The following is a 25,848-nucleotide window of genomic DNA, read 5'->3' as shown; positions in this document are numbered from 1 at the left end:
GGTGCTTATTTCTTGTCGACCGGCTTGGTCTCAGCCGGTGCTTCAGCCGCCGCCGGCGTGGCGGCCGGGGCCGGACGCGCCTTGACCACGCGCACACCGCGCGCCTTCATCCAGGCGTCGAACTCTTCGGCGGTCATGCGCTTGCCGTTCTGGCTCATGTCGAAGCGCCAGGGCGTGTTGTCGAATTCGGTCTGCGGCTTGTAGGCCGCCGGATCGTTCGGCTTCACCGCCGGTGCGCTAGGGATGGCCTTGGCGATGTTCTGGCAGCCGTCGATGCGCAGGCGCTGCAGCACCTGGTCCAGCGACTGCGACGGATCGTAGTTGCTGCTCAGCACACCGGCCGGCATGCCCAGCTGGTTGCCACGGATGTACAGCTCGTCGGCAACCGGCGCGATGGTCGTGGCCGGCAACGGCAGCGGCGAGGCGCTGGTGTTGACCGAGCAATCGACCGCAGCGTGGGCGGCGGGAACCAGGGCCAGCGCCAGGAAGGCGGCCGATGCAGAGCGCAGCATGAGGGGCATCCAGGAAAGGAAGGGACGCGGCGAGTTTAGCAATGCCGCGACAGCTTTCAAGCGCCACTTTCAATGAATACGGCAACTCATTGGTTTTAAGGATAAAAACCCGACGAACGGTTACTTGCAGACCACCAGATGCCTGGATTGAGTGCCGCAGAAACAACAAGACCCGGCCGAAGCCGGGTCCTGCTGTGTCCTACTGGCAGAGCGTCAGAACTTAGTTCTGGACGTTCAGCTCGGTACGACGGTTCTTGGCGCGACCTTCCGGGTTGTCCGAACCATCCGGGTTGGTGTTCGGAGCAATCGGACGGCTCTCGCCGTAGCCGATCGGGCCGACCAGGCGACCGGCGTCAACGCCGTTCTTGGTCAGGTAGTTGTACACGGCGGTGGCGCGACGCTCCGACAGCTTCTGGTTGTAAGCGTCGGTACCCTTCGAGTCGGTGTGACCGGCAACTTCAACGCGCAGATCCGGGTAACGCTTCAGGATCTCGGTGGCTTCGCTCAGGATCGCCACGGCGTCCGGACGCAGGTTCGACTTGTCGAAGTCGAAGTTGACGCCCTTCAGGTCGATGGAGACCGGCACCGGGCAACCGTCCGGACCGATGGTCTGACCCGGCTGCGAGTTCGGGCACTTGTCGTCGCAGTTGTTGACGCCGTCACCGTCGTCGTCCAGATCGGCGCAGCTCGGGGCAACCGGAGCCGGAGCCGGAGCAGCCGCGACCGGAGCCGGGCCCAGCGGGATCACGACGCCGACCGAAGCCAGCACGTCACCGAACCAGTCTTCGTTCGGAGCGGCAACGCTCTGGTCGTCGAAGTCAGCGCGGTAAGCCACTTCGGCGCGGACAGCAACGCGCTTTTCGAAGGTGGTCTGCAGGCCGACGCCCAGCTTGGCGGCAACGTTGCCGTCCTTACGCTGGCGCGGACCGTTGGCATTCAGCGCCGGGTACTCTTCTTCCGACTTCTGGTAGCCCAGGCCACCGACGATGTACGGGTTCCAGCCGCGGCCTTCCTTGATGAAGTGGCGACGCAGGTCCAGCGAGACGCCGTACTGCGACCAGTTCAGGTCCTTGTTCGAATCGAAGTTCGGGTTCTGATAGTTCAGCTCACCGTCCAGCGACCAGTTCGGGCTGATGAACTTGCCCAGGCCCAGGGTCACGAACGGAGCATCATTGGTCAGACGGTCGCTGTCCTGGAAGTTGAAGCCGGCCGAACCGGTCAGGTACCAGCGGTCATCGAACTCCTGCGCCGAAGCTGCCTGGGCGAAAGCCAGGCCGCCCAGCAGCGCGGCAGTAAGGATCTTCTTGTTCATTGAGTACAGCTCCTATTTCGGGGGTATGAAACCGGTAGAGGCATGGGCCAGCACAAGTGCGTCGATGTACGACAGCCGATTCAGCACGCCACCGCCGCGAACATTATGCTCAGGCGGGTGAAGGCCATGTTAACAGTCCCGTAACATGTGAAGTGTTGCGCCCGACCGTCCATCGGTCCGACGTTGAAACCCTATACAGGATGATGAAAATCCGCAAGACCCTCACGCTGCAAGGGTTTGACGGGGTTTAGGCGTTGGAAACGACACATTGCGCAGCGCGCTGCGATGAGCAGTTCAGCGTCTCTGCGAAAAGGTGAGGAACCTTATGATTGAACCACGAACCCAGCCGGAGCCGTGATGAAAGCCGTCGCCCTGAGTCGTGAGTCCGCCCCCGCGCTGTGCGATATCCGCCTTCCTCCGCCGCTGCCTCCATGGGGGCGCGACCTGCTGGTGCGGGTCGAGGCGATTTCGGTCAACCCGGTCGACGGCAAGCAGCGTGTCAGCACGGATCCAGCCACGCTCCAGGCACCTCGCATCCTTGGCTGGGACGCGGCCGGCGTAGTGGAGGCGATCGGCGACGAGGCCAGCCTGTTCGCGTCCGGTGATGAGGTCTATTACGCCGGTGATGTCACCCGCCCGGGGTGCAACGCGCAGTACCAATGGGTGGACGAACGTCTGGTCGCGCGCAAACCCACGACGCTGGATTTCGCCGAGGCCGCGGCACTGCCGCTGACCACGCTCACTGCCTGGGAACTGCTGTTCGAGCGCATGCCCCTGCGGCTGGATGATTGCCGCCACGCCGGCCAGAACCTGCTGGTGATCGGCGGTGCGGGCGGCGTCGGCTCGATGGCGATCCAGCTGGCCCGCCATGCGGGTTTCGAGGTGATCGCCACTGCGTCGCGCGAAGCCTCGGCCGACTGGTGCCGGCAGATGGGTGCCCGGCACGTGATTGATCACCGGCAGCCGCTCCAGGCCCAGCTGCATGCGCTCGGCATCGACGCGGTGCAGGTCGCACTCAACCTGGCCGACACCGACCAGTACTGGGATGAGCTGGGCCAGCTGCTGGCGCCGCAGGGACATGTCGGGCTGATCGTCGAGCCACGTGGCCCGCTGCGCATCGGCGATCCCTACAAGGCCAAGTGCATCGGCATCCACTGGGAATTCATGTTCGCGCGCTCGCGCTTTGCCACCGCCGACCGCATCGAACAGCACCGCATCCTCAGCCGCGCCGCCAGCATGATCGATGCTGGCCAGCTGCGCGGCACGCTCAGTGAGTCACTGGGCACGATCAATGCGGCAAATCTGGACATTGCGCATCAGCGCCTGGCCAGCGGACGCACGGTGGGCAAGCTGGCACTGGTGGGCTGGGACGACTGAAGCGTCATGTAGAGCCGAGCCCATGCTCGGCTGGTGGTGCCAGGCAAAGCAGCCGAGCATGGGCTCGGCTCTACAGATTCCGCCTGTAGCGGCGGATTGGTCGGCATCTGTATCTATTGAAGTGACTGAATCGGGATTACGGTGGAAACAGATTCCTCTCCCCCGAGCCCACCGTGCCCACCGCCCTGCCCCTGCGCCTGCTGCAACTGATCACCGGCCTGTTCCTGTACGGCTTTGGTGCTTCGCTGATGATCCGTGCCGCCATCGGCGTGGCGCCGTGGGATGTGCTGTCACAGGGCATCGCCGCGCAGACCCCGCTCTCGTTTGGCCTAGCCACCAATGTGATTGGCGCACTGGTGCTGCTGCTGTGGTGGCCGCTGCGGCAGAAGCCGGGCGTCGGCACCGTGCTCAACGTGATGCTGATCGGTCCCTCCGCGCAGTTCGGGCTGTGGCTGCTGCCGCCGGCCGTCGGCCTTGGCTGGCAACTGACGATGTTCTGCGCGGGCATGCTGCTGGTGGCATTGGCCACCGGCCTGTACATCGGCGCCCGCCTCGGCCCGGGTCCACGCGATGGCCTCATGACCGGCCTGCATGCCCGCACCGGCTGGGCGATCTGGAAGGTGCGCAGCCTCATCGAAGGCAGCGTGCTGCTGCTGGGCTGGTGGCTGGGCGGCAACGTCGGCCTCGGCACTCTCGCCTTCGCCCTGCTAATCGGCCCGCTGTGCGGCGTCACCCTGGGCTGGTTCGGGATCGGCCGCCGCCCGGTCGTGCCGACCGCAGGCCGACAACCACAATCGCCCTGAGTTGACCCGAATGCCGGCCAGCGGCCGGCACTATCGCCCCCCGAGTTCGGGGGCAGCGCTGCAGGCGCGATCCAGCGGCCCTTGCCCCGGCCGCCATTTCGCGGCACGCTTCGCGCTTCCGTACGCAAGCGTATCGACCATGTCGCCAGCCAACGAAAGCGCCTATCCCCATCTGTTCGCCCCGCTGGATCTGGGCTTCACCCAGCTGCGCAACCGCGTCCTGATGGGCTCGATGCACACCGGACTGGAAGATCGCGCCCGCGACTTCCCAAGGTTGGCGGCCTACTTCGCCGAACGCGCCGAGGGCGGCGTTGGCCTGATCGTCACCGGCGGCTTCGCACCGAACGTGGTGGGCTGGCTGAAGCCCTTTGGCGGCAAGTTGTCCTGGCCCTGGGAGGTACGCCCGCACCGGCAGCTCACCGCCGCCGCGCACCAGCACGGCGCGAAGATCTGCCTGCAGCTGCTGCACGCCGGCCGCTATGCCTATCACCCGCTGTCGGTGGCACCGTCGAAGCTGAAGGCGCCGATCAACCCGTTCACCCCGCGCGCGCTGTCGGCCAGTGGCGTCGAGCGGCATATCGCCGACTACGCGCGCAGCGCGAAGCTGGCCCGCGAGGCCGGCTACGACGGGGTGGAGGTGATGGGCTCGGAGGGCTACCTCATCAACGAGTTCATTGCCCCGCGCACCAACAAGCGCTCCGACCGCTGGGGTGGCGACGCCAACCAACGCATGCGCTTTGCAGTGGAGATCGTGCGCCGCATCCGCGAGGCCTGCGGCCCGGACTTCATCATCATCTACCGCCTGTCGCTGGTCGACCTGGTGGACGACGGCAGCAACTGGGACGAGATCGTGCAGCAGGCGCAGGCCATCGAGGCGGCTGGCGCGACGATCATCAATTCCGGCATCGGCTGGCACGAGGCGCGCATTCCGACCATCGCCACCTCGGTGCCGCGTGCGGCCTTCGCCGGTGTCACCGCCAAACTGAAACCGCATGTGACGCTGCCGCTGGTGGCGACCAACCGCATCAACATGCCCGACGTCGCCGAACGCATCCTCGCCGGCGGCGGCGCCGACATGGTGTCGCTGGCACGTCCGCTGCTGGCCGACCCGCAATGGCCCAACAAGGCCCGTGCAGGCCGCGCGGAAGCGATCAATACCTGCATCGCCTGCAACCAGGCCTGCCTGGACCACGTGTTCGAGAACAAGCTGGCCAGCTGCCTGGTCAATCCGCGCGCCGCGCACGAGACCGAACTGGTCTATCGCCCCACCCCCGCGCCGAAGAAGGTTGCCGTGGTCGGTGCCGGCCCGGCCGGCCTGGCCTGTGCCACTGTCGCGGCCCAGCGTGGCCACCAGGTCACCCTGTTCGATGCCCACGATGAGATCGGCGGCCAGTTCAACGTGGCCAAGCGCATCCCCGGCAAGGAAGAGTTCCACGAAACCCTGCGCTATTTCCGCCACAAGCTGGCCGAAACCGGCGTGCAGCTGCGCCTGAACACCCGCGCCGACGCGTCCAGCCTGGCCGGCTTCGACGAGGTGGTGCTGGCCACCGGCATCACCCCGCGCAAGGTCAGCTTCCCCGGCGCCGACCACGCCAAGGTGGTCAGTTATCTGGACGTACTGCTGGGCCGCGTCGAAGTGGGCGCCACTGCCGCGATCATCGGCGCCGGCGGCATCGGCTTCGACGTCGGCGAATTCCTCAGCCACGCTGGCGAGTCGCCGTCGCTGGACCCGCAGCGCTGGATGGCCGAATGGGGCGTAGACGCCAGCTTCGAGGCACGCGGCTCGCTGGGCCGGCCCGAGGTCGAGCCGTCACCGCGGCGCCTGTGGCTGCTGCAGCGCAGCGCCGGCAAGCCCGGCGCGCGACTGGGCAAGACCACCGGTTGGATCCACCGCGCCACACTGAAGGCCAAGGGCGTGCGCATGCTCGGTGGCGTCGAGTACCTGGGCGTGGACGATCAAGGCCTGCGCATCCGCGTGGAAGGCAGCGAACAGTTGCTGCCGGTAGACCATGTGGTGATCTGCGCCGGGCAGGAACCGAACCGCGCATTGCAGGCCGAACTGCAGGCCGCCGGCATCAACGCGCAGCTGATCGGCGGTGCCGACGTGGCCGCCGAACTGGACGCGAAGCGGGCAATCGACCAGGGCAGCCGGGTGGCCGCCACGCTCTGATGAGCGCCTGAATGGGGGACGGAGTGTGATTTCCGTCACCTCCGTCGAACCTGAATGTCAAGCCGGGCGGTTCACGATGCGTTCGGCTATTCCCCCCTACCTTGCGCCATCTTTCCGCTCACCAGCCAGTTTCCGGTGAGCTGGCGTGGCCCCACCGATCAGTACTGATCGATTCTTTTTGGGGCTGCCCACGGGGCGGCCCCGATGGCCGCCTCCCCATGACGCCAAGTCGTACCCCGCCTCCTGTCGCCCCCGCGGCCGGAACCGGAAGGTGCGGCCCATACGGAGCAAGGAGTTATATGAAACTGGCCTGGATTCTCTGGCTGTCGCAGTTGTTGCCGCAGCCGGCCGCTGATTCACTGTGTCTGAGCACCACCGTTTACCTGGAAGCCCGCGACCAGACCCTGCGCGGCCAGCAGGCCGTCGCCGAGGTCGCCCTGCGTCGCCTTGACAGCGGCCTGTGGGGCGACTCGATGTGCCAGGTCGTCACCGCGCGCAAGCAGTTCGCACCGACCATCGTCTCCCCCGGCACCCAGCTGGGCAATGACGCGGCGTGGAGCGAGGCGATGAACGTCGCTTTCGACGCCGAGCGCAACTGGGCGCTGCCGGCCGGCGAGCGCCGCGAGATCGTGCCCGGTGCCAGCCACTTCGCCGCGCTGTCCATCGCCAGCCCGAACTGGCGCAATGCCTACCAGGTGGCCACCATCGGCGATCACACCTTCTATAAGGTGCAGAACCTCAAGCCGCGGCAGTCGTAACGATCCGTGCCGGCGGCAGCGTTGCCGCCTGCCGGCAGGCTCTGGGATAGTGGGCGTTTCCCGCCCGCATCACCTGGAGTTCCCATGAAGCTGTACAGCAAGCCCGGTGCCTGTTCCACCGCCGACCACATCGCCCTGCAGTGGACCGGCCAGCCGTTCGAGGTTGAACTGCTGAACAAGGACACCCTGAAGGGTCCGGAATTCCTCAAGATCAATCCGGCCGGTGCGGTGCCCGCGCTGGTCGACGGCGACTTCGTGCTGCTGCAGAACGCCGCGATCATGGGCTATATCGCCGATCGCTTCCCGCAGGCCGGCCTCGGCGGTGACGGCAGCCCGCGCCAGCGCGCCGAAGCCACCCGCTGGCTGGCCTTCGTCAATTCCGACGTGCATCCGGCCTTCTCGCCGCTGTTCGCGCCGGGCAAGTTCATCGCCGACGAGAGCCAGTTCGATGCGATCCGCGCCGCCGCGCACAAGCGCCTGCGTGGCCTGTTCGAGACCGCTGACAGGCAGCTGGCCGACAAGCCATGGCTGGCCGGCTTCCGCAGCTTCGCCGACCCGTACTTCTACATCACCCTGCGCTGGGCCGCCGGTACCAAGGTCGACCTGTCGGGCCTGGACAACCTGGCCGCCTACAAGGCGCGCATGGACGCCGATGCCGGCGTGCAGGCCGCATTGAAGGCCGAAGGGCTGGCCTGACCATGACCCGGGGTCAGAGCCGTTCGCGTGGCGAACGGATCTGACCCCATCGGCTACCAGGCGGCTCCGCCCCCCTCGATTTCATTGGCGCGATCAGCCGATCTGGCGGATCACTTCCCCCTTGGCATCGCGCAAGTAGGTCGGCACCACCTCGATACGCAACCTTCCTGCCAGCGGGTAGACCCCGCGCTCGGCGTGCACCCCTGCCAGGGCCTGCAGGCCCGCCTCGTCCAGTGACCAGCGCGCGCTGTCGGCGGATACGTCCGCCACTTCACCGCCCCCGTCCGCGACGAACTCCCACTGCCGCTCGCGGCTGACCAGTTCCAGCGATCTGCCGTGGCGCAGGCGCAGCGGCAGCAGTTCGCACACGCTCGCCACCTGGCCGGCGCCAAGCACCAGCGTGGTCATGCCCGCCTCCTGGCGCCAGTCCAACGTCTCGATGAACAACATGCCGGTGCTGGAGCCTTCGCGCTCGCTGCCGGCCCGCACCTCTGCCGCCAGCGCAGGGTCCTCCAGCAGGTTGCCGCGGTGCAGGTCGCTGATCCACAGTGGCATTGCCGGCTGCAGTACCTGCAGCACGCCGCGCGTGGACCAGCGCTTGACCGCTTCCATCTCCTCATCGGTCAGCCCGACCAGCTGCAGGAACTGCAGGTGGCCATTGGGGGTGTCGCGTGCCGGCAACTGCGGGTCGGCAATGAACGCCAGATGGCACAGCCGCGTGTCGGTCTCCAGCGCGATCGGGCCGTTGGCATTCAGATGGTGGCCATCCTCGAACACGTTGCCGCTGGCGAACACATAACGCGCCAGGTTCTGCAGCAGGTTCATCGGCCACACCGGCGGCGTGCTGTCGGCGTTCTCAGCGGCTTCGGCGGCGAGACGGAACGTCAGCTCGAAACCATAGCCACTGGTGGCGGCATCACTGCTCTCCTTGGCATACAGCTCGGAGAAGCCGTAGGTCACGTAGTGCCAGTGGGGTATCGGCGCATCCGCCCAGTACACGCTGATGCCATCGAGCGGATCCTGGCCACCGAGCGTGTACGGAAGCGCGGTGCCGAAGTGACGTGGCTCCTGCCCGGCATACAGCGGCGCCAGCGCCGCATTGATCGCGTCCCAGCCGGGGGTATCGGTGTCGTCGTGGTCGTCCTGCACGCGGGACTCCTTGTGGGGGAAGTGAACCGATCACTTTACGCGGTGGCTCAGGCCTGCACGACCTCACCACCACCCTTGACCACGGCAGCCTGGGTTTCCTGCCACCAGCGCTGCGCCAGCGCCGGACTGCGCGCCTTGCCCACCGCCGCCAGCAGTTCCGGGCACAGGCGTTCCAGCGCCAGCGCATCGGTGCAGCGTTCGATCTTCAACTGCATGAAGTAGCCCTTCAGGCCCAGGTGGCGGCGTACCGCCTCGCTCATCGCGTCGTACAGCTGCTGGTACAGCGCCGGGTCCTGTTCGCGCCCGGTGCTGATGCCGCGCAGCGGTGTCACCTCGGCACTTCCGCCGATCACTTCGATCAGGCCCTGCGCTGACAATTGCTCCAGTGCGTCGGGCGGCGCACGCAGGCCTTCGAACAGGCCGCGCAATTCAGTGTCATCGCGATGGCCGTCGACCATCAGCAGGATCGAACGCAGTGCCGCCGGCAGGCGCCGGCCACGGTCTTCGATTTCCTGACGGCCAGCCGCCGTCTTGGCGTGCAGCAATGCCATTGCCTCCCCCTCCCTCGATGCGCAATGCCGGCGCGCCCTGGCGGGCACGCTCCCCTGCAACCGAGCTTAGCGCACCGGTTGCAGGGAGGAAGCTGCGGTGCAGCAACGGCCTCCCCTGTAGAGCCGAGCCCATGCTCGGCTGCTTTGCCAAGGCATGCGGAGCCGAGCATCGGCTCGGCTCTACAGAAGCAGGTCAGCGGCCCAGCGCGCGGCGGATCTCCTCCAGCGCGCCGGGGTCGTCCAGCGTCGACAGGTCGCCCGGGTCGCGCTGCTCGGCCAACGCCTGCAACGAGCGCCGCAGCAGCTTGCCCGAACGGGTCTTGGGCAGCGCGTTGACCACGTGCACGTGCGCCGGGCGCGCCACCGCGCCGAGCGAGGTGGTCACCGTGGCCATCATCTCGGCCACCACCGGCGCCGGATCCTCGCCATCCAGGCCCTGCTTGAGGGTGACGAACACCAGCGGCACCTGCCCCTTCAGTTCGTCCTTGACGCCGATCACCGCTGCCTCGGCCACGCGCGGGTGGCTCGAAATGGCCTCTTCGATCTCGCGCGTGCCCAGCCGGTGCCCGGCCACGTTGATCACATCATCGGTACGGCCGAGGATGAAGGTGTAGCCATCGTCGTCGCGGATCGCCCAGTCCAGCGAGCTGTACAGCAGTTCCTTGAAATGGCTGAAGTAGCTCTGCAGGAAACGGTTGTCGTCGTTCCACACCGTGCTCATGCAGCCCGGCGGCAACGGCGGCGACACCACCAGCACCCCCTTCTGCCCCGGTGCGACTTCCTCGCCGGTGTTCTCGTTGATCACCTTCATCCGGTAGCCAAGATTGGGGAAGCCCGGCGAACCGAAGCGCACCGGCTTCATCTCCAGGCCCGGCAGCAGGGTCAGAGCCGGCCAGCCGGTCTCGGTCTGCCAGTAGTTGTCGATGATCGGCTTGCCCAGCGCTTCGCTGATCCAGTGCGCGGTCGGTTCGTCCAGCGGCTCGCCGGCCAGGAACAGGTACTTCAGGGCGCGCAGGTCGTGGCGATGGATGAAGTCCGCATCGTGCTTCTTCAGCACGCGGATGGCGGTGGGTGAGGAGAACATGGTGCGCACGTTGTACTGCTCGCACAGCGCCCACCAGATGCCCGGATCCGGATTCGTCGGCAGCCCTTCGTACAGCAGCGAGGTGCAGCCACCGATCAGCGGGCCGTACACGTTGTAGGAATGGCCCACCGCCCAGCCGACATCGGAGGTGGAGAACATCACCTGGCCCGGCTTGCAGTCGAACACGGTCTCCATCGACTGGGCCATTGCCACCGCATAGCCACCCACGTCGCGCTGCACGCCCTTCGGCTTGCCGGTGGTGCCGGAGGTGTACAGCAGGTAGCTCGGCTCGCTCGCTTCCAGCCACTGCACCGGCACATCCGCTTCCCCGATCTGTGCACGCAGCGTGGCGTACTCCACATCACGGCCCGGCACGCGTGGTTCGGCGGCATCCAGCCCGCGCGACACGATCAGCACATGCGGTGGCGGCGAAGCCGCTTCGGCGCAGGCCGCGTCAACCATCGGCTTGTACGGAATCAGCTTGCCACCGCGCATGCCGGCATCGGCGGCGATGAGCAGCTTCGGCTTCGCATCGTCGATGCGCAGCGCCAGGTTGTGCGCGGCGAAGCCACCAAACACCACCGAGTGCACCGCACCGATGCGCGCACAGGCCAGCATCGCGAACACGGCTTCGGCCATGTTCGGCATGTAGATCACCACGCGGTCACCATGGCCGACGCCGAGGTGCCTGAGCACGGCGGCGAAGTCGTTCACTTCGCGATACAGCTGGCGATAGGTGATTTCGCGGGTGCTGTTGGTTTCGGTGGAGATGGCGACCAGTGCGAGCTGGTCGGCGCGCTCGGCCAGGTGGCGGTCGACGGCGTTGTAGCAGAGATTGGTTTCGCCGCCGACGAACCAGCGCCGGAACGGCGGATTGCTGTAGTCGAGCACCTGCTGCGGCGGTTTGTGCCAATGGATGCGCTTGGCTTCCTCGCCCCAGAAGGCCTCCGGCTCGTCGATCGAGCGACGGTAGGTTTCCTCGTAGTTCATGACGCAGCCCTCCCAGACGAAGTCATGGGTTCGAGGATAGTCCGGCGCTGGCGCGCGGGCCGCCCTACCTTGGTAGGGGGTGGGTTTGTTCTGCAGGGCTTTGCAGCCCTGCACCCGTGGTAGTGCCCGCCGCGGGCCGGCCACAGCATCAGCAACAGCAGAAACGGGTTTACGGGGGGATGGCGGGGTGGGTCCGGTTGCGGGGGCGTGAGCCGCATGGGCCCGAGGCATGCCTCGGGCGGGTTGGGCAGGACGCCCAACCCCGGTCTTGCCGGGTGCGCAGGACAGCGCACACGAGCAAGCCGCTGCCAAGCCTACAAGGACGTACTTGCGGCGTCTCCCGCGAACCCACCCCGCCCGGCCAAGCACGGCTTTTGCTTTACGCGACCAACCGCCCACCCACGAGGGGCTGCGCCGTTCGCCGGAACCTACGCCGAAGGCGCCGGCTTCTGCCGAAGCAGGCTGACCGCCAGGCCGCCAACAACCAACACACCCAGCCCCAGCAGCGCCCACAGCAACCACGCCTTCCAATCGTGCTGCGGCTTCAGCGCCGCATCGCCGGCCAGCGGTTCCGGACTGCCTTCCAGGCGCGCCAGCGTCGGCTGCCACGACGGATCATTACGCTGGCGCAGCTCTTCAATCAGCACGCCGATCGGCGCTTCCATTCGGCGCGCGGTCGCGCTGCCCACTGCCAGTGCATATGGCGCTGCTCCCTGGCTCAGGAACACCAGTACTTCGGGTTGATAACCCAGGCGCAGGGTGGGTGCGGTTGCCGTTTCGGCGGGGTTCGCCACCAGCTTCCAGTAACGATCGCGGTGCACGCCGCCCAGCGGCTGGGCCGCTGATTGCTGGCGCTGGCCCTGCGCGCCCTGCTGCAGCTGATAGGCAATCCACGGCGCACTGCGCCGCTGCCACTCTGCACTCTCGTCATCGCGACTGAACAATGTCCACTGCACCAGGCTGTTGTCAGTGCTGGCCACGTCGGCACGCGCCGCCGGGAAGCGGCCATCCATCTCGAAGGTGTACTCGCCCTTGCCCTTCGAGGTCGGTGCCAGCGACAACCACTCCCATGGCAGTGTGGCCGGTGCCGGCGGCAGCTCGGCCAGTACGCTGCGCAACGTTGGCAGACGGGCATCGCCCTGCGCCAGCACGCGCAGATAGCGCGCTTCCCCATCCACCTGCAGGCGGCGCTGCAGCAGGCGCTTGCCGGCGCGCTGCAGGTCCACCAGCGGGATGTCGCGGCCAAGTGCACGCCAATGCTGCAGGTCGTCGCTGACGTCCAGCTGCACCTGAGCCTGCAACGGCTGGCCACTGTCGGCCCAATCCAGTACCAGCGCCGCCAGCGGCTGCTGGCCCAGCACACTGGCGTCGATCAGCCAGCCGCCCTGCCCGTTGGCCCTTGCACCGCCAGTCACACGTGCTTCCACGCGACGGACACGGCCATCGGTATCGCGCTCGGTCAGCAACTGCAGGTCGTTACGCTGTGCTTCGGCCAGCGGCGGCAACGCGAACCACGGCAGTTCCCGCTGCACCGGCGGTTGTGCCAGCGGCTGGTCCGGCGCGAGCAATGCCGACGGCAACGATTGGCCGGCGGCATTGAACACCTGCACGTCACCCAGGTCTGCGCTACCGGAGCGACGGTAGATCGCCGGTTCCAGCACGACACGGTAGGCACCCGATTGTGCGCTGGACAACGTCAGCGGCCACTGTTCGGCGTACTGGGTACGGTAATCGGCAGCCTGTGCGGTGACGGCGGCCAGCATGCCGAACATCGCCGGCAGCAGCGCCCTGCTCCACGTCTTCATTGTTTTTCCTCCACGGTCGGCGCCGCGCTCGGCGGTGCCGGTGCCAGATAACCCACGACCGTGCACAGCAGGCCGTAGGCGATGAACGATGCAATGCCCAGCAGGTTGCCCAGGTGCTGGCGATCAACAATGACCAGTTTGGCCAGTACCACACCCATCAGCACGGCACCGACCATCCACAACACGCGCTGGCCGCGGCGCGAACCCCATACCCAGGCGATCACGCCGAGCACGCTCCACAGCACGGTCAGGCTGGTCTGCGCCAGGCTGGAACGCATCATCGACGAACTCCACGACAGGCCGCCCCACTGATGCACGCCGTGCAGCACCAGGCTGGTCAGCGCGACGAAGGTGGCCAATGCCAACAGCGGCAGCCGGATCTTCACCAGTGCCTGCGGCGCCTGCCCGCTGTACAGCCAGCGCGCCAGCAGCGCCAGGCTCAACCACTGCCCCAGCTCGGCCGGGTTCAACACCGGCAGCCACGGCAGCGGCGCTGCGTCACCCGGCAGCAACTGGCCGAACAGCCAGCCTGCGGACAGCAGGCCGAACAGCACGCACTGCAACGGCAGGCGCACGCTGTCGAAGGCAGCCCCCAACGGCCAGCGCAGTGCATCCCAGCGCCACAACGACAGCGCCGCCATCAGCAGCCACGGCAGCGTGAACAACAGCAGCGTCCAGCCCTGTGCCAGCCCGGCCTCGCCGCCGCCCCACAGGGCCAGCAACGAAAGCAGCGACGGCCACAGCAGCCACCACAGGAACTGCGCGATGCGTGCCACGGTGTTGCCGCCCTGGCGCAGGCACAGCAACGTACGTACGCCCAGCGCCGCGAACACCGCCCAGGCCAGTGCGCCATAGCCGGCGAACGGCTGCTGGTGCGCATCGCTCTGCATCAGCGCCAGCGGGAAGCCCAGGGCCAGCATCGCCAGGGCGGTTACGCCCAGCGCGCGTGCCGGCTGGCGGCGCTGCATTTCAGCCGCCAGCCAGGCCGTGGCAGCGACCAGCACAAGCAGCGCATCGGCCTGCGTGCGGTGCGGGAAGAAGCGGAAGATCTCGTGCACCAGACCGCCCAGCCACCACAGCAGGCCCCACAGATAGTAGACCAGTGCGATCTCATGGCGCTCCCTGCGCTGGTAACTCCACGCCGACGCGAAGCCGGCAATGGCCAGCAGCAACGCGCCGATGGCGGTCGGGTTGAGCAGGACGCGTGCGTCGTCGAGCCAGTGGTCGGCGCCGGCCACAAAGGCGAACGCAGCACCGATCTGCAGCAACGCGCCGGACACCTGCGGCAGCCAGCGCTTCTGGCGCAGGCCCAGCCAGGCCAGGCCCGCACCTTCCAGTGCGAACACCGCGCCGGTGGCACGCGCAGACAATGCCAGCGGCACCGCCAGCGTGGCGAAGCCCACCGCCAGCACCGCATGCGACTGCGCCAGCACGGTGTAAGACGCGCGCGCGATCAGTGCCCGCGCCAGTACGGCGTAGATCGCCGCCAGGCCCAGCGCGCACAGCGCCAGCGTCATCGGCTGCTCGTGCAGCATGCCCGCCTGCATCGAGAAGGCAACCAGGGGCGTGCCGAACACCAGGCTGCCGTCGACCAGGTCACGTCGCCCGGCGGGCTGCCGGCGCGCGTACAGCAGCGGGATCAACAGGTAGAAGGCGAAGAACAGCAGCAGGAACGGCTCGGTGCTGCTGAACTTGTCCGGCGCGTACTGCAACACGCCCCAGAACGTACCGATGCCGAAGGTAAAAGCGAAGCCAAGCAGGTTCAGCGCACGCCACGGACGGAACCAGGCGATGGCGAAGATGCCAGCGTTGAGCACCGCGTAGTAGCTGAACAGCCCCACGTGGTTGCCACTGCCGGTGGACAGCCACAGCGGTGCCATGAAGCCGGCGAGGATGCCCAGCACCGCCAACGTGCGCGAATTCTGCACCACCGCCAGCACGCACAGGCCGGCCACCAGCGCGATCGAACTGGCGAAGGCAAACCCGGGGTTGAGCAGCTCGAACCGTTTGAAGGCGGCGAAGATGGTCAGCAGCAACACGCCGATGGCACCGCCCTGCAGTGCCAGTGCGAACAGGCGCCGGCGCTCGCGCTGATGCCAGCCGAACGCCAACAGGCCCAGCGCACCCACCGTGACGCCGGCCAGGCGCAGCTCGATCGGCAACACCAGCCAGCCCTGGTCGCTGACGTACTTCAACAGCGCAGCAACACCGGCCAGCAGTACCAGCATGCCGATCTTGACCGGCACGTTGCCCTCGGTGAACCAACGCTTGACCGCGCCAATGCCGCGCTCGATGAAGTTGGGCAGTGCCGGTTCGGGGGGCAACGGCGGCTGCACCGGCGCGGGTGGCACCGGCGGTGGTGCGACCGGGCGCGGCGCCTCCACTGCCGCAGACACCGCTTCGCGCACCGGCGGTGGCGTTGGCTGGGGCGGAGGCGGTGCGGCAGCCGCCACCGGCCGCAGGAACGGCGGATCGGCGCCGGCCACAGGCAGGGGCGCAGACCGTTCCGGCGCAGGCTCGGCTGCAACCGGCCGGGCGGCCGGCGCGGCAGCCATGGCGGCCTCCAGCGCGGCCACACGGCGGCGCAGGCCGGCAATCATCACCAGCGCCACCACCAGCAGCAGCGGGATGGCCAGCAGAACCAGTACCACCAGGGCTATGAGTGCTTCCATTGCATGCTTCCATTGCAATCCCGCGCCCCAGCGGCAGCGGTCGACCGGCCCATGCTACGACAGGGCTGGCCCCATAAACGACGAACCCCGGCCAGGCCGGGGTCCGCGTGCGATCTTCGCCGGCCTTACTTGGCGGCGACGACCTTGGCCATTTCCAGGCACTTGTTCGAGTAGCCCCACTCGTTGTCGTACCAGGTGACCAGCTTGACGAAGGTGCCGTCCAGGGCGATGCCGGCCTCGGCGTCGAACACCGAGGTGCAGGTCTCGCCGCGGAAATCGGTGGCCACGACCTTGTCTTCCGTGTAGCCCAGGATGCCCTTCAGCGCGCCTTCGCTCTGTGCCTTCACTTCAGCGCAGATCTCGGCGTAGGTGGCTTCCTTTTCCAGCTCGACGGTCAGGTCGACCACCGACACGTCGGAGGTCGGGACGCGGAAGCTCATGCCGGTCAGCTTCTTGTTCAGTTCCGGAATGACCACGCCGACGGCCTTTGCCGCACCGGTGGACGACGGAATGATGTTTTCCAGGATGCCACGGCCACCGCGCCAGTCCTTGTTGGACGGGCCATCGACGGTCTTCTGGGTGGCAGTAGCCGCATGCACGGTGGTCATCAGGCCGCGCTTGATGCCCCACTTGTCATTGATGACCTTGGCCAGCGGGGCCAGGCAGTTGGTGGTGCACGAAGCATTGGAGACGATCGCCTGGCCGGCGTAGGTCTTGTCGTTCACGCCGTAGACGAACATCGGCGTATCGTCCTTCGACGGTGCCGACATGATGACCTTCTTCGCGCCGGCATCGATGTGCTTCTGCGCGGTTTCCTTGGTCAGGAACAGGCCGGTGGACTCGATCACCACGTCCACGTCCACCTCGTTCCACTTCAGATTGGCCGGGTCGCGTTCCTGGGTCAGGCGGATCTTCTTGCCGTTGACCAGCAGGTCGTTGCCCTGCACCGCCACGTCGGCCTGGAAGCGGCCGTGCACGGAGTCGTACTTGAGCATGTACGCCAGGTAGTCCGGCTCCAGCAGATCGTTGATGGCCACGATTTCGATGTCGTCGCCGAAGTTCAGCACCGCCGAGCGCAGGACGTTACGCCCGATGCGACCGAAACCGTTGATACCAACCTTGATTGCCATTTCTCAAGCTCCTGCGGCCGCGACAGGTGCGGCGGGATGGATAGGGCCCACAAGTCTAGCAAACCGCCGCTGGCCACCGTGGGCCAGTCGGGGGGCCGCCGGCCGGCCCACGGACAGGATTTGATCCGGATCAAAGCGTTAGCACGGCGTGAGGCCGAGACTGTCGCCATCCACCCAGCAACGAGATCACCCCCATGCGCAAGACCTCCCCCCTGATCCTGGCCGGCCTGGCCGCCGCCCTGTCCCTCGCCGCCGCCCCGGCCATGGCCCAGTCCAAGGGTGACTGGACCGTCTCGGCCGGCGTCCACCAGGTGGCGCCGAAGTCGAACAACGGCTGGCTGGCCGGCCACACCCTGAAGGTCGACGTCGACAACGACGTCAAGCCGACCATCACCGGCGAGTACTTCATCGCCGACAATTTGGGCATCGAAGTGCTGGCCGCGCTGCCGTTCAAGCACGACATCAACATCAACGGCCTGGGCCGCGTGGGCAGCACCAAGCAGCTGCCGCCGGTGGTGACCCTGCAGTACCACTTCAACAGCAAGGGCAAGGTGTCGCCGTTCATTGGTGCGGGCGTGAACTACACCACCTTCTTCAGCGAAGACACCACCGGTGCACTGAAGGACAGCCGCCTGAAGCTGCAGGATTCGTGGGGCCTGGCCGCGCATGCGGGCGTGGACTTCGCGATCGGCGAGAAGGGCGCGCTGCGCGTGGACATGCGCTGGATCGACATCGACAGCAAGGTGAAGTTGAACGGCGAGAAGATCGGCACAGTCAACATCGATCCGCTGGTCTACGGCGCGTCGTACGTCTTCAAGTTCTAAGCGTGTGCCGGGCGCGGGGGCTTCCCCCCCGCTCCCCCGCTGAACGCAAAACCCTCGCAGCATGTTGCCCCGGTCTTTGCCGGGGCCTTTTTTTGGAAAGCATGCAGAGGCGCGCTCTTCTGTAGAGCCGAGCCATGCTCGGCTATCGCGCGGAGCGCGCAGGTACCCGAAGAAGATCAGCCGAGCATGGCTCGGCTCTACAGAAGCATGAACGGGCCGCCTTTCAGTCGATTATTGATCCGGCGCCACTTCCACCCGGTTGCGGCCGCCTTCCTTGGCGCGGTACAGCGCTGCATCGGCCCGCGCCAATGCCTGTTCCAGCGTATCGCCACCATCATCATGCCAGCGTGCCACACCGATGCTCACGCTCACCACCGGGGCCGCATCCGAATCGGCATGTGCGATCGCCAGCGCCTGCACCTGTTGCCGAAGCTGCTCGAAAGGCGCTGATTCCGGTTGTCCCGGCGCCCAGTGCCCGAGCGCCACGAACTCTTCGCCGCCGTAGCGTGCCACCACCGAGTCGCTACCACGCAGCTGAGCAGCCAGGGTCGTCGCCACCGCATGCAGCACGGTGTCACCGGCGGGATGGCCGTGGTGGTCGTTGTAGCGCTTGAAGTAGTCGATATCGATCATGGCGATGCGCAGTGCGCCACGCGCATGCGGTGTACGCAGATAGCGCTGGAAGATCTGGTTGGCCTGGCGATCGAAGGCGCGCCGGTTCAGCAGGCCGGTCAGCCCATCGTGGTTGGCCAATGCATCCAGGCGTTGCTCGGCCCGCCACGTTGCACGCGCCTGCCGTTCGGAAATGTAGCTGCCGACAATGCCGGCCAGGTTGCTGGCCAGCACGAACATCACGCTCTGCAGCATCTGCGCCCAGTGCCGGCCCACCTGCAGCTCGGCCAGCACGAAGGCCAGCGCGATCAGGGTTCCGGTCAGCGTCGCTACCCCGAAGCGCAGCCCGCACAGAAAGTAGTTCAACAACAGGAACAGGCTGATGCCTTCGTAGGGGTAGTCCACGCCGGCACGGTGCGCGGTCCAGATCATGGTCACCAGCGCCAGCCCGCTGACCAGCACGACGCTGCCGCCCAGCCACTGCAGGTGGCGCCGCAGCACCGGCACGAAGGTCAGCGCGACGCCGAGCAGCAGTGCCGGCAGCAGAACGCCCAGCCGCCAGCGCAGCACCGGCGCGTGCACGTCCGGCGGCAACCAGTAGGTATCGAGCACGGCAAAGCCCAGCGAGAACGCCCCGGCCACGGCGCAGGCCCAGCGCATGCGCCAGACCACCTGGGCATCGAACGCGGCAGCGAACCCGTCGTCATCGGGATGCCCGGCCATGATGCGCCTGTCCGTGATCGCCATCGGCCCCTCCCCGCATGTGCACGGGCCACCCTAGCGGCCGCCGCATCAAGGCCGCGTGGCGAACACCAGGCGTGATCAAGCCCGGGCCTGCAGAGGCCCGCTAGAATGTGCGCATGAAAGCCCTGCACTCCCTGTTCCTCGCCGCCGCCCTGGCGCCGGCCCTGCTGTCCGTCTCCGCCCCCGCACATGCCTGGGGTGCGCAAGGCCACCGCCTGGTTGCCGAAGTCGCCGACGCCCGCCTCACCCCCACCGCCCGCGCCGAAGTGGACCGTCTGCTGGCCACCGAGCCAGACGCCACCCTGGCCAGCATCGCGCCCTGGGCCGATCAGCTGCGCGCCAAGGACCCCGGCCTGGGCCGTCGCTCGGCCGGTTGGCACTACGTCAACATCGCCGAAGACAACTGCCACTACGAAGCACCGAAGCACTGCAAAAGCGGCAACTGCATTGTCGAGGCACTGAAAGCACAGAGTGCCATCCTCGGCGACCGCAGCCTGACCGACGGCGAGCGCCTGCAGGCGCTGAAGTTCGTCGTGCACCTGGTGGGTGACATCCACCAGCCGATGCACGCCGGCTACGCCCATGACAAGGGCGGCAACGATTTCCAGCTGCAGTTCGGCAACCGCGGTACGAACCTGCACTCGCTGTGGGACAGCGGCATGCTCAACACCCGCAAGCTGGACGATGCCGGCTACCTGCCGCTGCTGCAGAGCCAGCGCGCGCCGAAGCTGGCACGCCAGTCCAACCCGCAGCGCGACCCGCAGGCCTGGGCCGAGGCCAGCTGCCGCATTTCCATGCAAGCTGGCGTTTATCCGGCCACGCGTAAGATCGGTGATGAATACACCGAGCGCTACCGGCCGCTGGCCGAAGCGCAGCTGCGACTGGCCGGCGAGAACCTGGCGCAGTTGCTGAACCGCGTGCTCGGCACGCGCTGAGGAGCGTTCCAATGTCGGTCCAGGTGCAGTCGTTCTTCCACCGTGACAGCAACACCTTCAGCTATCTGGTCAGCGACCCGGCAAGTGGCGAGGCAGCGCTGATCGACCCGGTACTGGACTACGACCCGGATACCGACGCCAGCAGCGAAGCACCGCTGCGCGACGTGCTGAATGCCATCGAACAACAAGGCCTGCAGCTGCGCTGGCTGCTGGAGACGCATGCCCACGCCGATCATGTGTCGGCAGGGCGCCGGCTCAAGCACCGCTTTCCGCAGGCCACGCTGGGCATCGGCGAAGGCATCCGTGCGGTGCAGGCCACTTTTGCGCCGCGCTACGGCCTGCAGCTTCCGGCCGCCGATGAGATCTTCGATCGCCTGTTCAGCGATGGCGAGACCTTCGCTCTGGGCGAACTGCGCTGTCAGGTCATCGCCGTGCCCGGCCACACCAGCGACAGCATCGCCTATCTGATCGGCGATGCGCTGTTCACCGGCGACTCGCTGTTCATGCCCGATGGCGGCACCGCCCGCTGCGATTTCCCGGGCGGCGATGCCGCGCAGTTGTACCGCTCGATCCAGCGTCTGCTGGCCCTGCCCGATGCGACGCGCGTATTCGTCTGCCACGACTACGGCCCGGGTGGCCGCGGGTTCGCCAACGAGACCACCATCGGCGAACAGCGCGCGCACAATATCCACGTGCACGACGGCGTGGCCGAGGCGGAGTTCGTCAGCGTGCGCCAGGCCCGCGATGCGACGCTGGAAGAACCGAAACTGATGCAGCCAGCGGTGAAGGCCAACATCCAGGGCGGGGCCTGATCCACGCCACTGCGCCCGCCGGGTGTGGACCGGCGCTATCCTGGTCATCGCGAGCAGTCATTTTCCCTGCGTGCGCACCACGTGCCGTCCCTTCACGATCTCGAACGTGAAGGCGTACTGCAGGGTGACCGCTACCGGCTCGACGCGCTCGGCGCCGCGGCAGTCGCCGCGGTCGGCAGGCACCTTGCCGGCCGCGAAGTGGCAGACCGCTGCGGACGAGTACTTCCACATCGCCACGGCTTCCTGCGCAGCCTGCAGCAGGGGCGCGTTCTCGCGTGCAGCCCCTGCCGCGCACTCCGGGCGATCGGTCAATGGCAGGCTGCGCTCGACGTCGCCGTTGGCATCAACCACCACCTGCAGGCAGATGGTGGTCGGCGCCAGTTCCGCGCGCGGGTCGCTATCCCCGACCTCCGGGTCCGGTGCCGCGTACAGTTGCGGCATCCGGTAGCCCTCGGTCGCACCCAGCGAATACACCTGCAGCTGCCCACTGCCGCCGCCCGCCTGCGGCTGCAGGCGCTGGTGACCGACATTCTCGCTGCGGGTATCGACGGTGGTCAGGCGATCCTGGGTTGCACACCCCACCAGCAGCGCTGCCATCATCAACAGCGGCGCGGACTTCACTTCGCGTCCTCGGTGTCATCCATGGCGTAGGTGATCGGAATGCGTACGGCACCGGCCACCGGCTTGCCGTTCTTCACCGCGGGACGATAGGTCCAGCTGCGCGCGGCGGCGACGGAGACGGCGTCGAACACCCCCGGATTGGTCGCACTGAGTACCCGCACATCGGTCGGATGGCCCTGTGCATCCACTTCGATGCGCAGATTGACCACGCCTACCTGGCGTTGCTCGACGGCGGACTTCGGATAGGACGGCGGCGGCATCTTGTCCACCTGGATCGGCCGGTCCAACCCCACCTTGGCCGCATCGTCCTGCGCATGTTCGAACGGCTCGACACCGATCCGGGTGCCACCGGCCGCACCGCCCTGGCTGGCCCATGCCACCGCCCCCATGCCCACACACAACCCGACCACCAGCACCTGCCCGGACACCCACGGCAATGCCTTCCGCTTGGACTGCTTCAACATGGCGATACGCTCCTTCAACACGGGTTGGCTGCGCCAATGGCAAACCGCGGGCGCAACCGGGTGGACCAGCTGCGCCTTCAGCAGCGTGCTGGCATACAGGCCGCGCAGCGCAGGCTGCGGACCGATGGTGCGGGCATCGCAGGCCAATTCCTGATCGCGCAGGAAGCGGCGTGCGGCCCATGGCAGCAGCGGGTGGAACCAGAACACCGCGCGCGCCAGCAGCAGCGCGCCGTTGGCCCAGTGATCGCCGTTGCGACGGTGGTTGCGCTCGTGCTGCAGGATCAGGTTCTGCTCCTGTGCGGTGAACTGCTGGTCGAATGCCGGGCCGACCACGATGCGCGGTCGCCACAGGCCCACCAGCGCGGGCAGGCCGGGATCGCCGCTGGCCTGCCAGCTGCCATCGGTGCGCGGCGTCAGTGGATCCATCCGCCGTTCGAAACGGAGTTGTGCGCGCAGGTCGCGCAGCAGGCAGATGCCCGCGCCCAGCGCCCACAGCGCGAACAACAGCCCTGCCCATGGCAACGACGGCCCGTTCAGAGCATCGATGGCACCGGGCATCACTTTCAGCGGCAGCGTGGGTACCTGCTGCAACAACGCAACCTGCGGCAACGGCAGCATCAGTGCCACCAGCAGCATCGGCAGCAGCCACCAGCTGCGGTAGGCCAGCCCCGCGCCGCCCATCCGCACCAGCAGCGGTCGCATTACTGCCAGCAGGATCACGCCCACCGCCAGCCACAGGCTGGCCTGCCACAGTCCGTCGAGCAGCTCAGTCATGGTCCAGCTCCTGGATCAGCTTCTTCAGTTCGGCGATGTCCTGTGCGCTCAACTGGCCACGTTCGCTGAAGTGCGCGACCAGCGGCGCCACGCGCCCCTCGAAGACACGCCCGATGAAGTCCTGGCTCTGCGCCTCCACCCAAGCCTGGCGCTGCAGCAGCGGCCGGTACAGGTAACGCCGTCCATCGCGCTCGGCGGCAATCGCGCCCTTGGTCAGCAGGCGGTTGAGCAGGGTCTTGATGGTCGGCTCGGCCCAGTCGCGATGGGCCAGCGCGGCCACCACGTCATCGGCACTCCGTGGTGCCTGCTGCCACAGCACCTCCATCACAACGGCTTCGGCTTCGCTGATCGGGGTCATGGTTTACATCCGTAATCGACAGCTCGATTACGCGCGTAATCGAATCATCTGTCAAGCCCCTCGACTCCGGGTTCATCCCGGCTACGCCAGCATCGATTCCTCCCGCCCCAGGCCCCGGATGAAAGCGCTGCCCAAGAAGGATTTCCCGGTCGAGCAGGCGCGCCGCTTCCTCGAACCCGGCCCGATCGTGCTGGTCAGTACCGCGTGGCAGGGCCAGCGCAACCTGATGACGATGGGCTGGCACATGGTGATGGGCTTTTCGCCGTCGCTGGTCGCCACCTACCTGTGGAATGAAAACCACAGCCATGCACTGGCCGTCAGTAGTGGCGAGTGCGTGATCAACGTACCCGGCGTGGAGCTGCTCGATACCGTGGTCGACATCGGCAACTGCAGCGGCCGCGAGGTCGACAAGTTCGCCCGGTTCGGGCTCGACGCGCTGCCCGCACGCGAGGTCGGCGCGCCACTGGTCGGGCAATGCCACTCGAACTTCGAATGCCGCTTGTACGACGACAGCCAGGTGGCATCGAGCAACCTGTTCATCTGGGAAATCGTGCGCGCCCACGTCGCGCCCCGGCCGAAGCTGCCGCGCACGGTGCATTACCGCGGCGATGGGCAGTTCATGGTGTCCGGCACCGAAGTGTCGCGTCGACGGCGGTTCAAGCCCGACATGCTGTAATGCCCGCACTCCCCCACACGCAGGACCGCCCCGCATGACCGAACACCTCACCGACCTGGACGCCGCTGTCGACTGGTTGTTTGCGCGCGTGGACGGGCCGCTGCGGATCGGGGCACCGCTGGCACTGGGCAAGCCACACCGGCTGCTCAATGCCCTCTACGCACGCGTCGAGCACGACCCTTCGCGGCCGCTGCAGCTGTATACCGCGCTGTCGCTGAACCCGCCGAAGGCGCGCGGCAACGGTCTGGAAGCGCGCTTCCTGGCACCGTTCGCGCAGCGCCATTTCGGCGACGATTTCCCGCGCCTGGCCTATGCCGATGCGATCGCGCGCGACGCGTTGCCGGCACATGTGCAGGTGGAAGAGTTCTACATGCAGTCCGGCGCCCTGCTCGGTTCGCGGCAGGCGCAGTCCAGCTACACCAGCCTGAACTACACCCACGCCGCCGATGCGGTCGCCCAGCGCGCACCGCAGGTGATCGTGCAGAAGGTGGCGATGCGCCCGAACGACCGCCGGCTTTCCCTGTCGTGCAACAACGACATCACCCAGGACACCCTGGATGCAATGACCGCGCGTGGCCTGCCGCGTCCGCTGCTGATCGCCGAGATCGATCCGCAACTGCCCTATATGGGCGGCTCGGCCACGGTCGATGTGTCGTTCTTCGATCTGGTGATCACCCCGCCACCGCCGTACCCGGCGCTGTTCGGGCTGCCGCGGCAGCCGGTCGGCGATGCCGACTACGCCATTGGCCTGTACGCCAGCACGCTGGTGCGCGACGGCGGCACCCTGCAGATCGGTATCGGCACGTTGGCCGATGCACTCAGCCACGCGCTGGTGCTGCGCCATACCGACAACGCCCGCTACCGCCGCGTACTGCACGCGCTGGACCCGCAGCTGGCCAGCCACCCGCTGGTGCAGGAAATCGGCGGACTGGATCCGTTCGAGGTGGGCCTGTACGGCTGCAGCGAGATGCTCAACGAGGGCTTCCGCCGGCTGGTGCAGACCGGGGTGATCAAGCGCAAGGTGCACGACGACCTGGCGCTGATGCAGCGCATCGAGAACGGCAGCACGTTGTCGATCGACCACGCCACCCTGGCCGCCGAGGGTGAGTACCTGCACGGTGCGTTCTACCTGGGCTCGCCGGAATTCTACGAATGGCTGCGCACGTTGCCGGAAGACGAATGCCGCGCGATCGGCATGCGCCGCATCAGCGAGATCAACCAGCTGTACGGCGGCAACGAAACGCTGGAACGCCTGCAGCGCCGCCATGCGCGCTTCTTCAACTCCTGCATGATGGCCACCGCGCTGGGCGCGGCGGTGTCGGACGCGCTGGACGATGGCCGCGTGGTGTCCGGCGTGGGTGGCCAGTACAACTTTGTGGCGATGGCGCATGCCCTGCCGGAAGCGCGCAGCGTGCTGATGTTCCGCGCCGCGCGCGATGACAAGGGCCGGCGCGAGTCCAACGTGCGCTGGAACTACGGGCACACCACCATCCCGCGCCACCTGCGCGATATCTACCTGAACGAGTACGGCATCGCCGACCTGCGAGGTCTGACCGACGAGGACTGCGTGCATGCGATGACCGCGATCACCGAAGCCCCGTTCCAGGGCGATCTGCTGCAGCAGGCACATGCCGCGCGCAAGCTGCTGGCGACCGCGCAACCGCACCCGGTGCGCCTGCAGCGCAATACGCCGCAGGCATTGGCGGCAGCGCTGGCCCCATTCCGCGCCGATGGCAGCCTGCCGGACTACCCGCTCGGCAGCGACTTCAACGAGATCGAGCAGGTACTGGTGAAGGCACTGGGCTGGCTGAAGGCCAACACGCAGACCCGTGGCGACAAGCTGCGCACGGTCTGGGCCGCGCTGCGACAACCGGCCGGCGACGGCGATGCGGTGTACCTGCAGCGCATGGGCCTGCAGGCGCCGAAGAATTTCGCAGAGCGCCTGGATGCGCGACTGCTGCGCCTGGCGCTGGCACGCACTGCCTGAGAAAGGGGGACGGAGGGGATCAAGTCGTTCAT

General features: G+C 67.2%; 22 protein-coding genes. 10 read left to right on the top strand and 12 right to left on the bottom strand.

Annotated features, from left to right (window positions below; translation table 11 throughout):
* Positions 1–5: 5 nt before the first annotated feature.
* Complete coding sequence (locus tag R5H29_RS05945) at positions 6–512, bottom strand: hypothetical protein (protein ID WP_014646073.1); 507 nt, start codon at positions 510–512, stop codon at positions 6–8.
* A 220-nt stretch (positions 513–732) separates the two neighbouring features.
* Complete coding sequence (locus tag R5H29_RS05940) at positions 733–1,824, bottom strand: OmpA family protein (protein ID WP_019659558.1); 1,092 nt, start codon at positions 1,822–1,824, stop codon at positions 733–735.
* Positions 1,825–2,181: 357 nt separating this feature from the next.
* Between R5H29_RS05940 and R5H29_RS05935 the strand changes: the two genes are divergently transcribed.
* From R5H29_RS05935 to R5H29_RS05915, 5 genes are all read left to right on the top strand, one after another.
* The gene (locus R5H29_RS05935; RefSeq protein ID WP_332328917.1) at positions 2,182–3,201 is read left to right on the top strand and encodes a zinc-binding alcohol dehydrogenase family protein; all 1,020 of its coding nucleotides are present in this window, start codon (positions 2,182–2,184) and stop codon (positions 3,199–3,201) included.
* 173 nt (positions 3,202–3,374) lie between these two features.
* A complete protein-coding gene (locus R5H29_RS05930) occupies positions 3,375–4,004 on the top strand; it encodes a YitT family protein (protein ID WP_021202254.1) in 630 nt (209 codons plus the stop codon).
* Between the two features lie 139 nt (positions 4,005–4,143).
* Positions 4,144–6,174: an NADPH-dependent 2,4-dienoyl-CoA reductase gene (locus R5H29_RS05925; RefSeq protein ID WP_019659562.1), complete on the top strand. Its 2,031-nt coding sequence runs from the start codon at positions 4,144–4,146 to the stop codon at positions 6,172–6,174.
* A gap of 299 nt (positions 6,175–6,473) precedes the next feature.
* On the top strand, positions 6,474–6,932 hold the full coding sequence (locus R5H29_RS05920) for a cell wall hydrolase (RefSeq protein WP_004154513.1): 459 nt from the start codon (positions 6,474–6,476) through the stop codon (positions 6,930–6,932).
* 84 nt (positions 6,933–7,016) lie between these two features.
* A complete protein-coding gene (locus R5H29_RS05915; RefSeq protein WP_019659563.1) occupies positions 7,017–7,628 on the top strand; it encodes a glutathione S-transferase N-terminal domain-containing protein in 612 nt (203 codons plus the stop codon).
* A gap of 93 nt (positions 7,629–7,721) precedes the next feature.
* Here R5H29_RS05915 and R5H29_RS05910 read toward each other — a convergent pair whose 3' ends face one another.
* From R5H29_RS05910 to gap, 6 genes are all read right to left on the bottom strand, one after another.
* Positions 7,722–8,777 carry a suppressor of fused domain protein gene (locus R5H29_RS05910; RefSeq protein WP_332328916.1) on the bottom strand — a complete coding sequence of 352 codons (1,056 nt, stop codon included), beginning with the start codon at positions 8,775–8,777 and terminating at the stop codon, positions 7,722–7,724.
* A gap of 47 nt (positions 8,778–8,824) precedes the next feature.
* Positions 8,825–9,328, bottom strand: a complete 504-nt coding sequence (locus R5H29_RS05905; RefSeq protein ID WP_049434018.1) for a hypothetical protein — start codon at positions 9,326–9,328, stop codon at positions 8,825–8,827.
* A gap of 193 nt (positions 9,329–9,521) precedes the next feature.
* Positions 9,522–11,402: a propionate--CoA ligase gene (prpE, locus tag R5H29_RS05900; protein WP_332328915.1), complete on the bottom strand. Its 1,881-nt coding sequence runs from the start codon at positions 11,400–11,402 to the stop codon at positions 9,522–9,524.
* Between the two features lie 428 nt (positions 11,403–11,830).
* Entirely contained in the window at positions 11,831–13,207 is a 1,377-nt protein-coding gene (locus tag R5H29_RS05895) for a DUF3999 domain-containing protein (protein WP_155030036.1), read from the bottom strand.
* Entirely contained in the window at positions 13,204–15,879 is a 2,676-nt protein-coding gene (locus R5H29_RS05890; RefSeq protein ID WP_332328914.1) for a DUF2339 domain-containing protein, read from the bottom strand. The genes R5H29_RS05895 and R5H29_RS05890 overlap by 4 nt, the downstream gene beginning before the upstream one ends.
* 125 nt (positions 15,880–16,004) lie before the next feature.
* Positions 16,005–17,009, bottom strand: coding sequence for a type I glyceraldehyde-3-phosphate dehydrogenase (gap, locus tag R5H29_RS05885; RefSeq protein ID WP_332328913.1), 1,005 nt, complete (start codon positions 17,007–17,009; stop codon positions 16,005–16,007).
* Between the two features lie 194 nt (positions 17,010–17,203).
* Between gap and R5H29_RS05880 the strand changes: the two genes are divergently transcribed.
* Entirely contained in the window at positions 17,204–17,833 is a 630-nt protein-coding gene (locus R5H29_RS05880; protein WP_155030039.1) for an OmpW family protein, read from the top strand.
* Between the two features lie 231 nt (positions 17,834–18,064).
* Here the strand turns inward: R5H29_RS05880 and R5H29_RS05875 are convergent, their stop codons facing one another.
* Positions 18,065–19,192 carry a GGDEF domain-containing protein gene (locus R5H29_RS05875; RefSeq protein WP_111098873.1) on the bottom strand — a complete coding sequence of 376 codons (1,128 nt, stop codon included), beginning with the start codon at positions 19,190–19,192 and terminating at the stop codon, positions 18,065–18,067.
* Positions 19,193–19,305: 113 nt separating this feature from the next.
* On the opposite strand from R5H29_RS05875, the gene R5H29_RS05870 reads away from it, so the two are divergent.
* Together R5H29_RS05870 and R5H29_RS05865 are read left to right on the top strand one after the other, a co-directional pair.
* Positions 19,306–20,124, top strand: a complete 819-nt coding sequence (locus R5H29_RS05870; protein WP_180833049.1) for a S1/P1 nuclease — start codon at positions 19,306–19,308, stop codon at positions 20,122–20,124.
* An 11-nt stretch (positions 20,125–20,135) separates the two neighbouring features.
* Positions 20,136–20,936, top strand: a complete 801-nt coding sequence (locus R5H29_RS05865) for an MBL fold metallo-hydrolase (protein ID WP_019660009.1) — start codon at positions 20,136–20,138, stop codon at positions 20,934–20,936.
* 57 nt (positions 20,937–20,993) lie between these two features.
* Here R5H29_RS05865 and R5H29_RS05860 read toward each other — a convergent pair whose 3' ends face one another.
* From R5H29_RS05860 to R5H29_RS05850, 3 genes are read right to left on the bottom strand one after another with little or no spacing between them, the layout of a single operon-like run.
* Positions 20,994–21,557, bottom strand: a complete 564-nt coding sequence (locus R5H29_RS05860) for a hypothetical protein (RefSeq protein WP_019660008.1) — start codon at positions 21,555–21,557, stop codon at positions 20,994–20,996.
* Positions 21,554–22,795 carry a TonB family protein gene (locus R5H29_RS05855; protein ID WP_332328912.1) on the bottom strand — a complete coding sequence of 414 codons (1,242 nt, stop codon included), beginning with the start codon at positions 22,793–22,795 and terminating at the stop codon, positions 21,554–21,556. Before R5H29_RS05855 ends, R5H29_RS05860 begins: the two co-directional genes overlap by 4 nt.
* Entirely contained in the window at positions 22,788–23,153 is a 366-nt protein-coding gene (locus tag R5H29_RS05850; protein WP_010484077.1) for a BlaI/MecI/CopY family transcriptional regulator, read from the bottom strand. Before R5H29_RS05850 ends, R5H29_RS05855 begins: the two co-directional genes overlap by 8 nt.
* Positions 23,154–23,271: 118 nt before the next feature.
* Here R5H29_RS05850 and R5H29_RS05845 point away from each other — a divergent pair, with 118 nt between their 5' ends.
* The gene (locus R5H29_RS05845) at positions 23,272–23,829 is read left to right on the top strand and encodes a flavin reductase family protein (RefSeq protein WP_134735193.1); all 558 of its coding nucleotides are present in this window, start codon (positions 23,272–23,274) and stop codon (positions 23,827–23,829) included.
* A 34-nt stretch (positions 23,830–23,863) separates the two neighbouring features.
* On the top strand, positions 23,864–25,816 hold the full coding sequence (locus tag R5H29_RS05840) for an acetyl-CoA hydrolase/transferase C-terminal domain-containing protein (RefSeq protein WP_332328911.1): 1,953 nt from the start codon (positions 23,864–23,866) through the stop codon (positions 25,814–25,816).
* Positions 25,817–25,848 lie beyond the last annotated feature (32 nt).

The sequence above is a fragment of the Stenotrophomonas sp. A3_2 genome, assembly GCF_036624925.1.
Lineage (GTDB): Bacteria > Pseudomonadota > Gammaproteobacteria > Xanthomonadales > Xanthomonadaceae > Stenotrophomonas > Stenotrophomonas hibiscicola.
This window is presented reverse-complemented; position numbering and strand designations above follow the sequence as displayed.

Coding starts and splice junctions, on each gene's coding strand:
- R5H29_RS05895 (WP_155030036.1), bottom strand. CDS start 13,207: ATGAAGACGTGGAGCAGGGCGCTGCTGCCGGCGATGTTCGGCATGCTG.
- R5H29_RS05875 (WP_111098873.1), bottom strand. CDS start 19,192: ATGGCGATCACGGACAGGCGCATCATGGCCGGGCATCCCGATGACGAC.
- R5H29_RS05870 (WP_180833049.1), top strand. CDS start 19,306: ATGAAAGCCCTGCACTCCCTGTTCCTCGCCGCCGCCCTGGCGCCGGCC.
- R5H29_RS05920 (WP_004154513.1), top strand. CDS start 6,474: ATGAAACTGGCCTGGATTCTCTGGCTGTCGCAGTTGTTGCCGCAGCCG.
- prpE (WP_332328915.1), bottom strand. CDS start 11,402: ATGAACTACGAGGAAACCTACCGTCGCTCGATCGACGAGCCGGAGGCC.
- R5H29_RS05850 (WP_010484077.1), bottom strand. CDS start 23,153: ATGACCCCGATCAGCGAAGCCGAAGCCGTTGTGATGGAGGTGCTGTGG.
- R5H29_RS05865 (WP_019660009.1), top strand. CDS start 20,136: ATGTCGGTCCAGGTGCAGTCGTTCTTCCACCGTGACAGCAACACCTTC.
- R5H29_RS05905 (WP_049434018.1), bottom strand. CDS start 9,328: ATGGCATTGCTGCACGCCAAGACGGCGGCTGGCCGTCAGGAAATCGAA.
- R5H29_RS05940 (WP_019659558.1), bottom strand. CDS start 1,824: ATGAACAAGAAGATCCTTACTGCCGCGCTGCTGGGCGGCCTGGCTTTC.
- R5H29_RS05915 (WP_019659563.1), top strand. CDS start 7,017: ATGAAGCTGTACAGCAAGCCCGGTGCCTGTTCCACCGCCGACCACATC.
- R5H29_RS05840 (WP_332328911.1), top strand. CDS start 23,864: ATGACCGAACACCTCACCGACCTGGACGCCGCTGTCGACTGGTTGTTT.
- R5H29_RS05880 (WP_155030039.1), top strand. CDS start 17,204: ATGCGCAAGACCTCCCCCCTGATCCTGGCCGGCCTGGCCGCCGCCCTG.
- R5H29_RS05855 (WP_332328912.1), bottom strand. CDS start 22,795: ATGACTGAGCTGCTCGACGGACTGTGGCAGGCCAGCCTGTGGCTGGCG.
- R5H29_RS05935 (WP_332328917.1), top strand. CDS start 2,182: ATGAAAGCCGTCGCCCTGAGTCGTGAGTCCGCCCCCGCGCTGTGCGAT.
- R5H29_RS05845 (WP_134735193.1), top strand. CDS start 23,272: ATGAAAGCGCTGCCCAAGAAGGATTTCCCGGTCGAGCAGGCGCGCCGC.
- R5H29_RS05925 (WP_019659562.1), top strand. CDS start 4,144: ATGTCGCCAGCCAACGAAAGCGCCTATCCCCATCTGTTCGCCCCGCTG.
- gap (WP_332328913.1), bottom strand. CDS start 17,009: ATGGCAATCAAGGTTGGTATCAACGGTTTCGGTCGCATCGGGCGTAAC.
- R5H29_RS05945 (WP_014646073.1), bottom strand. CDS start 512: ATGCTGCGCTCTGCATCGGCCGCCTTCCTGGCGCTGGCCCTGGTTCCC.
- R5H29_RS05890 (WP_332328914.1), bottom strand. CDS start 15,879: ATGGAAGCACTCATAGCCCTGGTGGTACTGGTTCTGCTGGCCATCCCG.